Origin of the sequence: Aequorivita sublithincola DSM 14238 (assembly GCF_000265385.1) — a bacterium.
Lineage (GTDB): Bacteria > Bacteroidota > Bacteroidia > Flavobacteriales > Flavobacteriaceae > Aequorivita > Aequorivita sublithincola.
Map to the genome: position 1 here is coordinate 2,532,411 of NC_018013.1, position 13,737 is coordinate 2,546,147.

At 36.6% G+C, this 13,737-nt stretch carries 14 protein-coding genes; 6 read left to right on the top strand and 8 right to left on the bottom strand.

Annotated features, from left to right (window positions below; genetic code table 11):
* Positions 1-6: 6 nt before the first annotated feature.
* A complete protein-coding gene (locus tag AEQSU_RS11600) occupies positions 7-1,623 on the bottom strand; it encodes an FMN-binding glutamate synthase family protein (protein WP_014783048.1) in 1,617 nt (538 codons plus the stop codon).
* Between the two features lie 211 nt (positions 1,624-1,834).
* On the opposite strand from AEQSU_RS11600, the gene AEQSU_RS11605 reads away from it, so the two are divergent.
* On the top strand, positions 1,835-4,156 hold the full coding sequence (locus AEQSU_RS11605) for an ATP-dependent helicase (RefSeq protein ID WP_014783049.1): 2,322 nt from the start codon (positions 1,835-1,837) through the stop codon (positions 4,154-4,156).
* A gap of 59 nt (positions 4,157-4,215) precedes the next feature.
* Here the strand turns inward: AEQSU_RS11605 and AEQSU_RS11610 are convergent, their stop codons facing one another.
* On the bottom strand, positions 4,216-5,085 hold the full coding sequence (locus AEQSU_RS11610) for an alpha/beta hydrolase (protein WP_014783050.1): 870 nt from the start codon (positions 5,083-5,085) through the stop codon (positions 4,216-4,218).
* Between the two features lie 113 nt (positions 5,086-5,198).
* Between AEQSU_RS11610 and AEQSU_RS11615 the strand changes: the two genes are divergently transcribed.
* Positions 5,199-5,816, top strand: a complete 618-nt coding sequence (locus AEQSU_RS11615) for an L-threonylcarbamoyladenylate synthase (protein ID WP_014783051.1) — start codon at positions 5,199-5,201, stop codon at positions 5,814-5,816.
* Here AEQSU_RS11615 and AEQSU_RS11620 read toward each other — a convergent pair.
* The 5 genes from AEQSU_RS11620 to AEQSU_RS11640 form a co-directional block, all read right to left on the bottom strand.
* On the bottom strand, positions 5,813-6,304 hold the full coding sequence (locus AEQSU_RS11620; protein WP_342626288.1) for a nuclear transport factor 2 family protein: 492 nt from the start codon (positions 6,302-6,304) through the stop codon (positions 5,813-5,815). The genes AEQSU_RS11615 and AEQSU_RS11620 overlap by 4 nt on opposite strands.
* A 15-nt stretch (positions 6,305-6,319) precedes the next feature.
* The gene (locus tag AEQSU_RS11625; protein WP_014783053.1) at positions 6,320-6,658 is read right to left on the bottom strand and encodes a hypothetical protein; all 339 of its coding nucleotides are present in this window, start codon (positions 6,656-6,658) and stop codon (positions 6,320-6,322) included.
* 129 nt (positions 6,659-6,787) lie between these two features.
* The gene (locus AEQSU_RS11630) at positions 6,788-7,651 is read right to left on the bottom strand and encodes an OmpA/MotB family protein (protein ID WP_014783054.1); all 864 of its coding nucleotides are present in this window, start codon (positions 7,649-7,651) and stop codon (positions 6,788-6,790) included.
* A gap of 96 nt (positions 7,652-7,747) precedes the next feature.
* Positions 7,748-8,740 carry a glycosyltransferase family 2 protein gene (locus tag AEQSU_RS11635; RefSeq protein ID WP_014783055.1) on the bottom strand — a complete coding sequence of 331 codons (993 nt, stop codon included), beginning with the start codon at positions 8,738-8,740 and terminating at the stop codon, positions 7,748-7,750.
* An 80-nt stretch (positions 8,741-8,820) separates the two neighbouring features.
* Entirely contained in the window at positions 8,821-9,264 is a 444-nt protein-coding gene (locus AEQSU_RS11640) for a type I restriction enzyme HsdR N-terminal domain-containing protein (RefSeq protein ID WP_014783056.1), read from the bottom strand.
* 138 nt (positions 9,265-9,402) lie between these two features.
* On the opposite strand from AEQSU_RS11640, the gene holA reads away from it, so the two are divergent.
* Entirely contained in the window at positions 9,403-10,407 is a 1,005-nt protein-coding gene (gene holA / locus AEQSU_RS11645; RefSeq protein ID WP_014783057.1) for a DNA polymerase III subunit delta, read from the top strand.
* A gap of 45 nt (positions 10,408-10,452) precedes the next feature.
* Here holA and AEQSU_RS11650 read toward each other — a convergent pair whose 3' ends face one another.
* Complete coding sequence (locus tag AEQSU_RS11650; protein WP_014783058.1) at positions 10,453-10,830, bottom strand: DoxX family protein; 378 nt, start codon at positions 10,828-10,830, stop codon at positions 10,453-10,455.
* Between the two features lie 134 nt (positions 10,831-10,964).
* Between AEQSU_RS11650 and menA the strand changes: the two genes are divergently transcribed.
* The 3 genes from menA to AEQSU_RS11665 all read left to right on the top strand — a co-directional run bounded on the left by menA (position 10,965) and on the right by AEQSU_RS11665 (position 13,713).
* On the top strand, positions 10,965-11,900 hold the full coding sequence (gene menA / locus AEQSU_RS11655) for a 1,4-dihydroxy-2-naphthoate octaprenyltransferase (protein WP_014783059.1): 936 nt from the start codon (positions 10,965-10,967) through the stop codon (positions 11,898-11,900).
* 12 nt (positions 11,901-11,912) lie between these two features.
* On the top strand, positions 11,913-12,593 hold the full coding sequence (locus AEQSU_RS11660; RefSeq protein ID WP_014783060.1) for a metal-dependent hydrolase: 681 nt from the start codon (positions 11,913-11,915) through the stop codon (positions 12,591-12,593).
* Positions 12,594-12,672: 79 nt separating this feature from the next.
* The gene (locus AEQSU_RS11665; RefSeq protein ID WP_014783061.1) at positions 12,673-13,713 is read left to right on the top strand and encodes an o-succinylbenzoate synthase; all 1,041 of its coding nucleotides are present in this window, start codon (positions 12,673-12,675) and stop codon (positions 13,711-13,713) included.
* Positions 13,714-13,737: the final 24 nt, after the last annotated feature.

Sequence of the window (13,737 nt, forward strand, 5' to 3'; positions counted from 1 at the left end):
CACTAATTAATACCTCACCTTATTCTCCTTCTTCATTGCTTTAACTTCCTTTTTAGCCTCTTTCTCGTGAAAGTTTCCACCTAAATGCTCACAGTGCAATAATGCTTTCATGCTTTCAAAAGGAACTTCGTGTTTATGATACATAAAAGATTCCGCCAAGGTTTTGATTAGGTTTTTATCGCCCACCGTTAAATCTACATCGTCCATCGTAAACTGGCATGGATGTTCATAACCACATGCGTGTGTCATTTCTAACAATTCTTTTCTAAAGTTTTTAAAGTAAAAATGTGCTCTAACAGATTTATCCTGAATATCTATTCCTCTTTGGAGCCATTTACTTTGTGTTGCAACACCACTAGGGCAACGGTTGGTATGACATAATTGTGCTTGTATACAACCAATGCTCATCATTGCTTCGCGCGCAACATTCACCAAATCTGCGCCCATAGAAAATGCCATTGCAGCTTTTGCAGGAAAACCTAATTTTCCACTACCAATAAAAACAATTTGATCGCAGATGTCGTGTTTTTTAAAGATTTTATAAACCGCTGCAAAACCGAAAAGCCAAGGCAATGAAACGTGGTCTGCAAAACTTGGAGGGGATGCTCCAGTTCCACCTTCACCACCATCTATAGTAACAAAGTCAGGACCTTTACCGGTTTCCTTCATTATTTTGGCCAACTGTTCCCATTCACCCAAACGACCAACAGCAGATTTAATTCCAACAGGAAGTCCAGTTGCTTCAGCAATACTTTCTACAAATTCAACCATACCTTTAACGCCTTCAAAAGCAGAATGGTTTGGTGGTGAAAGCACATCTTGGCCCAAAGGTACGTGGCGAATTTCAGCAATTTCAGATGTAATTTTAGCTCCTGGAAGAACTCCTCCTTTTCCTGGTTTAGCACCTTGCGAAAGCTTCACTTCAATTGCGCGTACTTGTGGATTGTCTTTAACAAGCTGCACGATTTTCTCCATTGAAAAATTTCCGTGTTCATCGCGAACTCCGAAATATCCAGTTCCAAAGTGAAAAACAACATCAGCACCAGTTTTATGATAGGGTGAAAGCCCGCCCTCACCTGTATTATGGTAGCAATAAGCAAGCCCGCAACCTTTGTTCAAAGATTCCACAGCTCTTGCAGAAAGCGACCCGAAACTCATTGCCGAGACATTTATAACGGAAGTGGGACGATACGGACGACGACGTTTGTGAAAATCGCCCATCAATTTTGCACAAGGCAAGAAATAAGGATTTTTATAATTTGGATTATCCTTTTCTACTTTAAAAGGAAGCATCGCATTATTTATGAAAATATAGTTAGGTTCATAAATATCGCGGTCTGTTCCAAAACCTTCATAATTGTTTTCGTTCTTAGCGGATGCATATATCCAACCTCGCTCAATTCGATTAAAAGGAAGCTCTTCACGGTTGTTGGCTACAATATATTGCCTTATTTCTGGCCCAATACTTTCCAACATATACCGAATGTGACCAACAATAGGAAAGTTATGGCTAACGGCGTGATGCTTGTTGAAAAAGATGTCGCGAATGGCAACAAGTAATAGAAAAATGAGGATCCAGGCCCACCAAGGGATTGCTGAAATAAAGTTTATAATTCCATCCATAATGTGTAGGCGCGCGATTCATCACGCGCATTTTTTTAATGTTTAAGAATTGAATTTAAGTTAGATATTATCTATCCATTATTCAACATCAGACTTTAAAGATATTTATTTTCAGTCAATCAAAAATGAAAAGATGTTTATAATTTGCCAAAAATCTATTTAAATATTCCTTTCATAATAACTATTTTCACAGCTTGAAGAAAATGAAGTTTTGGAAACATATTTAGAACAACTTAACGATGCTCAGCGTGCACCAGTGCTGCAAAAAGATGGCGCGATGATAGTTATAGCTGGAGCTGGTTCGGGCAAGACACGCGTGCTTACATTTCGTATTGCATACTTAATGTCGCAAGGTGTTGACCCATTTAATATTTTGTCGCTGACCTTTACCAACAAGGCGGCACGTGAAATGAAAAACCGTATTTCAAAGATTGTAGGTTCTAGTGAAGCCAAAAATCTTTGGATGGGAACTTTCCACAGTATTTTTGCGAAAATCCTTCGGTTTGAAGCTGATAAGTTGGGCTATCCTTCAAATTTTACAATTTATGATACTCAAGATTCCCAAAGTGTGATACGTGCAGTCATCAAGGAAATGCACTTAGACAAAGATGTATATAAATACAAGCAGGTTTATTCGCGGATTTCTTCCTATAAAAATAGCTTGATTACCGTAAAGGCATATTTCAGCAATTCAGATTTAATGGAAGCCGATGCAATGGCAAAAATGCCACGTTTGGGCGATATTTATAAATCTTACGTTGACAAATGCTTCAAAGCTGGGGCTATGGATTTTGATGATTTACTTTTGAAAACCAACGAACTTTTAACTCGTTTTCCAGAAGTCTTAGCAAAATATCAAAACCGTTTCCGCTACATTTTGGTGGACGAGTACCAAGATACAAATCACAGTCAGTATTTGATAGTAAGAGCACTTTCAGATAAGTTTCAAAATATATGTGTTGTAGGCGATGATGCGCAGAGTATCTATGCTTTCCGAGGCGCGAACATCAACAATATCCTGAATTTTCAGAAGGATTATGATGAAGTAAAAGTATTTCGATTGGAACAGAATTACCGTTCCACAAAAAACATCGTAAATGCCGCAAACAATATTATTGAAAAGAATAAAACCAGACTCGAAAAAGTAGTTTGGACGGCGAATGACGAAGGCGCTAAAATTCTCGTAAACCGAACAATGACTGATGGTGACGAAGGTCGTTTTGTTGCGAGTTCCATTTTTGAAAACAAAATGAACCATCAAATGAAAGATGGTGATTTTGCAATTTTATATAGAACAAACGCCCAAAGTCGTGCAATGGAAGATGCCCTTCGGAAGAAAGACATTCCATACAGAATTTACGGCGGACTCAGTTTTTATCAACGAAAGGAAATAAAGGATGTCCTGTCTTATTTACGATTGGTTTTAAACCCGAAAGACGAAGAAGCCCTTAAACGCGTAATCAATTATCCCGCACGTGGAATTGGAGGAACTACAATTGATAAATTGATTGTTGCTGCAAATCATTACAATCGTTCAATTTTTGAAGTGATGAAAAACATAGATAAAATTGATTTGAAGATAAATTCTGGAACCAAAACCAAGTTACAGGATTTCGTGACGATGATTGAAAGTTTTCAGGTTTTGAATCAAAATTATGATGCTTTTACAATTACTGAGCACGTTTCCAAAAAAACTGGTTTACTTCAAGAACTGAAGAAAGACGGCACGCCAGAAGGAATCGCTCGCATTGAAAATATTGAGGAATTATTAAACGGAATGCGCGATTTTGTTGAAGAACAAAAAGAAATCGCCGATGCCACAGGCTCGCTTTCAGAATTTATGGAAGATGTTGCCCTCGCCACAGATGCAGACAGTGATAAAGGCGATAGCGACCGTGTAGCACTGATGACCGTCCATTTGGCGAAAGGTTTGGAATTTCCGTACGTTTATATCGTTGGGATGGAAGAAGATCTTTTCCCAAGCGGGATGAGTATGAATACCCGCAGCGAACTTGAAGAAGAACGAAGACTTTTCTACGTTGCCGTAACTCGTGCCGAAAAGCAAGCCTATTTAACTTACACCCAATCCCGCTATCGTTGGGGAAAATTGATAGATGCCGAACCCAGCCGTTTTATTGAAGAAATTGATGAGAGTTTTTTGGAGTATTTAACGCCAATCACTGAAAATCGTTACAAACCATTACTTGATGCGGACATTTTTGACGATGTGGACCACAGCAAACTCAGATTGAAAAAACCAGTTTCAAGCAAAGCGCCGATGGGACCGACGGAAGATCAGCTTCGGAAACTGCGAAGATTAAAACCCGTAACTAGTGACACCGACAAAAATTTCAATGCCGAAGATGCAAATCTAAATGTTGGAACAATAGTGGAACACGTTCGTTTCGGAAAAGGAAAAATTAAAAGTATAGAAGGCCTAGGCGCAGACACAAAAGCTGAAATAGATTTCGAAAATGGTGGTTTAAAGAAATTACTGCTTCGTTTCGCGAAGCTAAAGGTTGTTAATTCGTGATCCGTTAATTCGGGATTCGTTACATCCAATTAACAAATCCCGAATTAACGGATCACGATTCAGTTCACTCCCAAATAAGTATCAACAAAAGCACTCAATTGCGCTTTTACATCTTCAATATCATTTGGAGCCCAATCTCCGTGACCACCATTGTAAACCGTGAAATTATGGTCTATTCCCGCATTGTTTAACTTTGAGTTTAGCGTAGTTGCATTGGAAAGCGGCACCAATGGATCCGCATTTCCGTAGAAAAGTAGGGTAGGACTGCTAGCATTTGAAACTCGAAATGCAGGGCTCAAAACAGTTGCATAATCTGTTCCAGTAGGGTAAGCACTCTCATCAACCAAAGCCGCCATATAAGCTGGAAACGCAGGATTTTCACTATAAAATGGATCCGTAAAATCTGAAGGTCCCACAATATCACCCACCATTTTTACTTGGTCGTCTGGATCATAGGCATAATCATACATTAAAGAAATATGTGCGCCAGCACTCACGCCAATTAGTCCAAATTGTGGTAAAATGTTTAATTCATTTTTTTCAGTAGTCAGTTTGTTTATTACCGCATCCAAATTTAAAAATTGGTTAGGGAATGCAGGGGTATTTGCATCAGCTAAAACATAGTTGATGTTAACTATTGCGTGGTTCGGGTGTCTCAGTTTTATATAAGGAATAAAAAATTCCATTTCCGCTTTGTCGCCTTCAACCCAACCACCACCGTGAACCAAGACGATAACCTTCGTTTTTTCAGTGGATCGATCTGCGGGTAAATAAAGATCGTATTTTTGTTGCGCATTACTTCCGTAGGAAACATTCATAAATGTTTCAGCCATTAAAATTTGTTCATTGATAGAATCGCTGTCTTTTGAACAGGAAACGAAAGAAAATTGAATTCCGAAGAAAAGAACAATTACGAGGATTTTTTTCATAAAAAAGATTTGTTGTTACCCATAACGATGAAAAACTATTTTTATGTTATAACAATTTGTGTGAAGTTGTTAATTTCTATAAATTCATTTATATTTAAAACAAAAAGAGTGCGATGGCTGAATTCATAAAAATTTACGAAGAAAACCCGAATCCGAAAGAAATTAAACGTGTAGTAAAAATCCTTCGCGATGGCGGCGTCATAATTTATCCAAGCGATACCGTTTATGCCTTGGGTTGCGATATAAAAAGTAATCGAGCAATGGAACGGGTTGCGCAACTTCGGGGCGTAAAACTTGAAAAGGCTAATTTCTCTTTTGTTTGTGAAGATTTAAGCAATTTAAGCGATTATGTAAAGCAAATTGATACACCTACTTTTAAATTATTAAAACGAAATTTGCCAGGACCTTATACCTTTATCCTTCCAGGAAACAACAATCTTCCCTCCGTATTTAAGAAAAAAAAGGAAGTGGGAATTCGGGTTCCAGATAACTCCATAACACGTGCCATTGTTCAGGAATTGGGCAATCCCATTATTTCAACTTCTATAAAAGATGAAGATGAAGTGATAGAGTACACCACAGATCCAGAACTTATTTTGGAGAAATGGGACAACTTAGTGGATCTTGTAATTGACGGTGGTTATGGTGGAAATATACCTTCAACGGTAATTGATCTTACTGGTGATGAACCAATTGTAGTAAGAGAAGGGAAGGGGAGCTTGGAGCTTTAATTTTTAGGAATTTGTTTTTTGTGAAATTCAGAAAGTAAAAATCTTGTTTGAGAATTCATCTTTTTTCTGAAGAATGCTGTCCAACCCACCAAAAATCCTTTGAATCCTATTGCTTGTTTAGACCATTTGTAAAGGCTGAATTTATCAATATGGTTAATGATTTTTCCATCTTTAAATTTGAAAGTAGCATTAATCACGTTATGAATCTTTCTACCTGTTTTGGAAAAAGTGTAGTAAGCTTCCCAACGCGCTTTTCCGGCTTCGGGAGTATATTCTATTTTTGAAGTAATAACTTTAAAATCCTTTCCTTGCTGGGTTTCGCAAAGCATGCGCCACATGTTTTTAGCTTCTTCACCTTTTAAAACTCCGAAAGCGGGATCTTCAAAAGTAACATCGTCGTGGTACCATTCTAACATTCGCTCTGCATCCAAGTCTGCAAAGGCTTCGTAGAAATTTTCGATGATATTAATTTCTTCTTTTTCGATGATTTTAGTGTTTTCGAATTATTTCTTCAGTAAATGTTTTAATCCACGATACAGATTTTGTTCCAAAATATCCATTTCGCCATCTGCTAAAAATAACTTTTTTATGCTTTGGAAAGCTTCGTCTATTTCTTCCTTGGAATATTCAAATCTTTCGATAGCGGCATTTATTTTTTGAATTTGTTGATAGTCATTATCCTCATCAAATTCCTTACGAATTTTACGGTATTTTTCTTCTCCTACTCTAGATTTTATATATTCTTTTTCTTCGTGAGAAACATTAAAATCTGCGTGGGCGCAATATAATAACATATAACCTTTTAATTCTTCGTGGCTCCAATTGGTGGTGAATTCTTCCATTTTACTAAAATTTTGGGTTGGTTTAATCGCTATACAAGATACAAAAAGCTTGGTGATAACCTTATAAATTGTGAAAACAAAAAACCCGGCCTTGTGGGGCCGGGTTTAAGAATTATAAGCTTTCAGAAATTATTTTCCGCCAGTTTCAAGGTTTTTCATTTCCTTTTCAATCATATCATAGAATTGATCGATTTTTGGAAGAACCAAGATACGTGTACGTCTGTTGGTAGCTCTGTTTTCAGCAGTAGTATTCGGTACTAATGGTACATATTCTGAACGACCTGCAGCAACCAAACGTGATGGCGCAACACCAAGGTTTTGAAGTTCTCTAACAATTGCAGTGGCTCGTTTTACACTCAAATCCCAGTTGTCTAACAATTCTCCTCTTTTTCCGTAAGGAACGTTGTCGGTGTGACCTTCAACCATTGCTTCAAAATCAGGCTTACCGTTGATTACTTTAGCAACTTTAGTTAATATTTCGGTAGCTCTGTTTGAAATTTGGTAACTTCCGCTCTTGAAGATTACTTTATCTGAAAGAGAAATATAAACAACTCCTTTTTCAACATTTACTTCAATATCTGGATCGTTCATCCCAACTTCTCTTTTGAGACTTGTAACAAGTGCAAGTGTAACGCTATCTTTTTTGGTAAGCGCATCCTGCAAGCGTGTAATCTTCAAATCTTTTTCTTTTAAACTTTCCAAAGACTTTTCAAGATTAGTTGCTCCTTTAGAGGTTAACATTGTAAGGTCTTTTGAACTTTGAATCAAGTCTGAATTTGTCTTTTTCATATCTGCTAGACGCTCTTCAAGTTCTTTAGCACGTGCCATAGAGGCTGCTCTATCAGAAAGACAATCGTTAAGTTTAACGGTTGCCGTGTTCAATAAATCTTGTGTATTTTTTTGTTTTGTTTCCAACTCGGTATATTTTTTCTTGGACACGCAAGAAGTAAATACCAAACCAGAGCACATTGCAAGAATCAATAGTTTCTTCATAATTTGTAAGTTTTATATTAGATTGTTTGTTTCAATAATTCCGACCAAAATTATAAAATTGGCTATGAGCCAAGAAACGATTAACAATACTTTATGTTATAGTTTGTTAAAATATTTCTTTTTTCGCATAAAATATTGAAATACAATAGATTTGATCTTGAAATATTTAAAATTTGAAGAATATTTCTTTCTTTTCTTTAGAAATTTGGGAAACAAGCCATAAAAACTAAAGTGTGCTTTTAGAATAGCAACGAAGTGTTTGGGTTTTCCTTGAATTAAAAATTGAAATGCTGCAATTCCATCCAATAGCATTCGTGCAAAAATAGAGCTGAAAGTGCTGAATCCACTTGTGTTTTTTAAAATATTTAAAAGTGAATTTCGGAAGTTGAAGAAGGTTTTTTGAGGATTTAAAGCTGCTAAAGTAGCACCGCCAACATGATACACTTTTGAGGTTCCGATATAAAATATTTTTCCACCTTTAGATTGCAAACGCCAGCAAAGATCGATTTCCTCTTGATGAGCGAAGTAGTCTTCATCCAGTCCGCCAGCTTTCCAAAAAGCTTGAGCTTTCACAAAAAGACAGGCTCCCGAAGCCCAAAAGATTTCAGAAATATCATTGTATTGACCTTCATCTTTTTCCAAAGTATCAAAAATGCGTCCACGGCAATAAGGGTAGCCGTATTTGTCAATGAATCCGCCAGCTGCTCCTGCATATTCAAAATATTCCTTGTTTTTATAATCAAGGATTTTTGGTTGAGCGGCAACTACCGAGTTATCTTTTTCGAATTCTGAAATGATTGGTTGTAACCAGTTTTTAGTTACTTCAACATCACTGTTAAGAAGAACGAAGATTTCTTCGGAAAGATTTTTTAGTGCATCGTTATAACCTTTCGCATAGCCGCCATTCACTCTGTTTTGAATGATTTGTACCGTCGGAAAAAATTCTGAAATAAAAGAAACGGAATCATCTGTAGAATCATTATCTGCAACATAAATGGTAGCTTCGGAAGAAAAATTTACCACTGAGGGTAGGAATTTTTCGAGCAAATCCTTTCCGTTCCAATTGAGTATGACCACTGCTACTTTCACGCTGCAAACTTAATCAAAAGTAGTTAATTCGGGATTTGGGATTTGGGATTTGTTAAGCCGAATCCCAAATCCCGAATTACCTAATCCCTAACCGGAATATCTTTCAGAAAATTATAGCGTTTATTTTCAAAATCTATTTGACAATAAAAGTGTTCCAAGCCGTTGGTAACCATTAGATATTCAGCATCTAACGCAAGGTTGTATCTGGCAATTTGATCAAAAGTGAGCTGGGTAATCGGTATTGACGGCGCTTTGCATTCCACAATCAAAAATATACTGCCGTCGTTGTTGAAAACCACAACGTCATATCTTTTTATTGTGTTGTTAAGTTTCAATTGTTTTTCAACGTTTATAAGGCTTTTGGGATATTTTTTTTCTTTCAAAAGAAATTGAACAACGTGCAATCGAACCCATTCCTCTGGTGCGAGTACCACGAATTTTTTTCGAATTTCATCAAAAACCAACGTTTTATTTTCGCTACTTTTGAAGCGGAAGGAATATTTGGGGAAGTTGAGGTTTTGCATCGAGTAAAAGTAATAAATTCCGAATTTCAAGTGCCAAATCCTAAATAAATCTCAAAAATTCAAAATTTAAAAATAACTCAGAAACTAGAAACCAAAAACATTTTCTTTTTCTAAACTCATAAACTTTTAAACCTTTTCATGCCTTTAGACAAAGTTAAATCCATCATCAACGATATTAAAAACGGAAACACTAAACCAATCTACTTTTTGATGGGTGAGGAGCCGTATTATATTGATGGCATTTCAAAATACATTGAACAGCAGGTTTTGTCTGAAGAAGAAAAGGGTTTCAACCAGATGGTGCTTTACGGTCGTGATGTTACTATTGAAGATATTATCAGCAACGCCAAGCGCTACCCTATGATGGCTGAAAAACAAGTTGTGATTGTTAAAGAGGCGCAAGACCTTTCCAGAACTATAGAAAATTTGGTGAGTTATGCCGCTAATCCGCAACCTACAACCATTTTAGTGCTTTGCTACAAATATAAAACCTTAGATAAGCGAAAGAAACTTGCTAAAACAGCCGCCAAAACAGGTGTTCTTTTTGAAAGCAAAAAATTATACGACAATCAAGTTCCAGATTGGATAAAGCGAGTTTTGGCGGGTAAAGGATATACAATCACTCCAAAAGCCGCGCAAATGTTGGTGGAGTTTCTAGGGAATGATTTAGGAAAAGTAAACAATGAGCTTGAAAAGTTGCAGCTAATTTTAAAACCTGGAGAGCAAATCACACCACAAATAATTGAAGAAAATATTGGAATCAGCAAGGATTTCAACAACTTTGAATTACAGAATGCCATTGGTGCAAAGGATATAAAAAAGGCATTTGCCATTATTCAATATTTTTCGCAGAACCCAAAAAACAATCCGTTGGTGGTGACGGTATCTTTGCTTTACAGTTTCTTTTCAAAATTGTTGAAATATCACGCACTAACCAACAAAGGCGATGCAGCAAAAGCATTGGGAGTTCATCCTTTCTTTATAAAAGATTACCAAACTGCAGCCCGCAATTATCCTATGAAAAAAGTTAGTGCGATTATATCTGCAATTCGTGAAGTAGATATGAAAAGTAAAGGAGTAGGCGCTGCTAACCTTCCACAAGGCGATTTGTTGAAAGAATTGTTGGTTAATATTTTTAATTAATATCATTACAATTTGTACTGCCAACTGCAACTGCCAACTAAAAACTTATTTCCTATCAACCGAATACTTTCCAGGACCCAAAAACGCAATTGCAAGAAAGCCGACTAAAAACAGTATTGCTTTTTCTTTTGTTCCCAAAGGATCAGCGGCATGAACTATAAAAGCAGCAACTGCCATTGTAATTATTACGGGAATTGAAGTTAATCGAGTTTTGAATCCAACAATAACAAGTATAGGAAAAAGAACTTCACCCATATTGACCAAAATTAAGGATGCGGTAGCTCCAATACCAATAGGATCGCCAAAAGATAAATCGCCAGAAAGCAATTTCAACAGTTTTGGTATTCCGTGAGTTAGCATCATTCCACCAAAACCTATGCGAAGTAATAGTAATCCTAAGTTATGACTAGATGTGTTGTTCATAATTATTTATATTTTGAAAATTTTAAAAAACGAATATAATAAAACTAAACTTTCAAATTAAAAAATAACCGATTTTCAAAAAATTGGAACAGCCCTTTTTTAAATGTATTTTTGCAGCTTCAAAGAAATCTTGAATGAAAAAAATTACAGCTTGGTTTGCCGCGGCTAGATTGCGAACATTACCGCTTTCGGTTTCGGGGATTATTGTGGGAGCGTCTTTTGGCAATGAGCATTCGCTAATTGAAAGACCTTTGGCTTTCGGTTTTGGAGGTTCATCTGTTTGGCAATCTGGTCTTTTCTGGTTGGCAATATTCGTTACTGTTGGCTTCCAAGTACTTTCAAATTTCGCAAACGATTATGGCGATGGCATCCGTGGAACCGATACTATAAGACACGGAGAAAAACGAATGGTCGCTTCGGGAATTATTTCACCCAAAGAAATGAAAATCGGGATGTTCATTATAGGAATCATCACTTTCATTCTAGCTTCAATTTTAATCTTTATGGCTTTTGGAAATGAAAGTCTTATAATTTCATTTATATTTTTCAATCTTGCTATTGTTTCAATAATTGCCGCCGTAAAATATACTGTTGGTAAAAAAGCATACGGCTACTCTGGCTTGGGCGATGTTTTCGTGTTTCTGTTTTTTGGATTGGTAAGTGTTTTGGGAAGTTATTATTTATTTACACATTTCATCAATTGGCAACTCATTTTACCGGCAATTGCAATTGGATGTTTTAGTGCTGCTGTATTAAATCTTAACAATATGCGCGATATCGAAAATGACGCGGCTGCCGGAAAAAACACGTTAGTTGTAAAATTGGGAAGTGAAAAGTCAAAACGATATCACACTTTTCTATTAATTTTTGGGATGTTGAGCGCTGTTTTATTCACATTCCTAAACTATGTTGAGCCATTGCAATTTGTATATCTCATTGCTTTTGTTCCGTTCTTATTAAACATTAAAACAGTATTCAAAAATAAAGAACCTAAATTGTTAGATGCAGAATTGAAAAAGGTTGCCTTGAGCACTTTTTTGTTTGCAATCTTGTTTAGTATATTTATGTAATAAAAAAAAGCTATGAAAATTACATTCTACGGTCAAAATTGCCTCGGTATTGAAATAAAAGGAAAACACATTATAGTAGATCCTTTCATTTCCGGAAATGACTTGGCAAAAGACAAAATAGACGTTGACAGTCTGAAAGCCGATTATATTCTGCTAACGCACGCACATCAAGATCATACCTTAGATGCTGCAAGAATAGCGAGAAGAACTGGTGCTATTATTGTTAGCAATTTTGAAATTGCAAATCATTATGAAGCAAAAGGCATTGAGGTTCATCCAATGAATCACGGTGGAAGCTGGAAGTTTGAGTTTGGAAAGGTGAAGTTTGTAAACGCCATTCACACCAGCAGTTTTCCTGATGGCAGTTACGGCGGCCAGCCTGGCGGTTTTGTAATTGAAGGCGAACACAAAAACATCTACATTGCAGGCGATACTGCCTTAACGATGGATATGAAATTAATCCCAATGCATACAAAACTGGATTTGGCGATTCTTCCCATCGGCGATAACTTTACTATGGGAATAGACGACGCGATTATTGCCAGCGATTTTGTGCAGTGCGATAAAGTGCTAGGCGTACATTATGATACGTTCGGTTATATAGAAATTGACCACGAAGAAGCAAAGCGTAAGTTTTATGATGCCAATAAGGATTTGATGTTATTAGAAATAGGAGAGTCTATTGAACTATAAATAAACAATCAATTTGTAGGCTCGCGATTTATCGCGTGCCAAACAGAATACAGCAACTTTGCGTCTTTGTGAGAAAAAAATGAAAGCTGAATTTCAAAAACATATCCTAATCTTCAAACGTCCCAGCGGAACTTCTCGAGGGGTTTTGAACACGAAAGAAACGTATTTTCTTGTTCTTAAAAACGAAGAAAGTTTTGGAGTGGGAGAGTGTGGCTTGCTTCGCGGACTGAGCATAGATGATCTTCCAGAATATGAAGAAGAGTTGAAAGGAGTATGCGAGAATATTGATTTAGGCGTAAATGAAGCAAATTTATACGAAGCCTTACAAGAATTTCCATCAATTCAGTTTGGCTTGGAAACCGCCTTCAAATCTTTAAATTCAAAAAACCCGTTTGAAATTTTTTCTTCGGAATTTACGCGTGGCGAAGCTTCAATCCCAATAAATGGTTTGGTTTGGATGGGTGATAAAGTTTTTATGAAGGAACAGATTTCAGAAAAACTGAAACAAGGTTTCACTTGCATCAAAATGAAGATCGGCGCGATTGATTTCAAAACCGAATTGGAGCTTTTAAAATCAATACGCAAAGAATTTTCAGCTTCAGAAGTAGAATTACGCGCAGATGCAAACGGTGCTTTTTCACCCAAAGAAGCGCTAGAGAAATTGAAAGTACTTTCAGATTTACAACTTCATTCCATAGAACAACCCATAAAACAAGGACAATGGCAAGAAATGGCGCGACTTTGTGAAGAAACGCCACTTGCAATAGCATTGGATGAGGAACTTATCGGCGTTTTTTCAGAAGAAGAAAAAAACAACTTGCTCAACACTATAAAACCACAATTCATCATCTTAAAACCCTCGTTAATTGGCGGTTTTCGCGGAAGCGATAGGTGGATAAACCTCGCAGAAAAGCACAATGCCGGTTGGTGGATTACTTCGGCCTTGGAAAGCAATGTAGGTTTGAGTGCTATTTCGCAATATACCTTCACAAAAAACAGTAAATTGCCGCAAGGTTTGGGCACGGGTAGCCTTTACACAAATAATATTGAAAGTCCACTGAGAGTTTCCAATGGAGCACTACATTATAATCAAAATGCTAATTGGAATTTTCAGTTTTAAATTTTATCTCATAACTAAAATCAA